The organism is Actinocrinis puniceicyclus (genome assembly GCF_018283645.1).
Taxonomy (GTDB): Bacteria; Actinomycetota; Actinomycetes; order Streptomycetales; family Catenulisporaceae; genus Actinocrinis; species Actinocrinis puniceicyclus.
In genome coordinates this window covers 1-461 of record NZ_JAGSXH010000387.1, presented here as the reverse complement: position 1 = coordinate 461, position 461 = coordinate 1, and the positions used below count along the sequence as shown (strand labels likewise).

General features: G+C 76.4%; 1 protein-coding gene. It reads right to left on the bottom strand.

Features of this window, described 5'->3' with window-relative positions:
* Positions 1-461, bottom strand: a 461-nt coding sequence (locus tag KGA66_RS29410) for a cell division protein FtsQ/DivIB (protein ID WP_211472916.1), incomplete at both ends; no start/stop codon positions are given.

Here is a 461-nt window from a genome sequence, read left to right as displayed (position 1 = left end):
CCGTTGTTGCTGCTGCTCCCGCCCGCCGGACGCCGCGCGGCTGCGCGCGGCGCCGCCCGCGGCACGTCGCCCTCGACGGTGGTCACGCCGCGCAAACGCATGGCGTAGCCGTCCGGATGACGCAGGTCCGCGGATTCCAGCGCGTCGGCCCGGCGGCCGTACTGGGCCGTCACGCGCGCCAGCGTGCGCACGAAGCGCCGGGTCCGCATCTCGACGTCGTCCGGCGAGCCGCCGCCCAGTTCGAGCGACGCGCCGCTGGTGAGCGAGCCGCGCCAGCTGCCGCGCGGGGAGAGCTCCAGCGTCGCGAGGCGCGCACCCAGCGGCTCGACGATCGGCGCGAGCCGCTGGTACATCTGCATCACCGCCGCCGACTGGCCCTGGGGGCCCTGCAGCCGCGGCAGTTCGTCCTCGTCCACGTCGTCCGGGCTGGCCTCGAACACCTCGCCCCGGGTGCTCAGCAG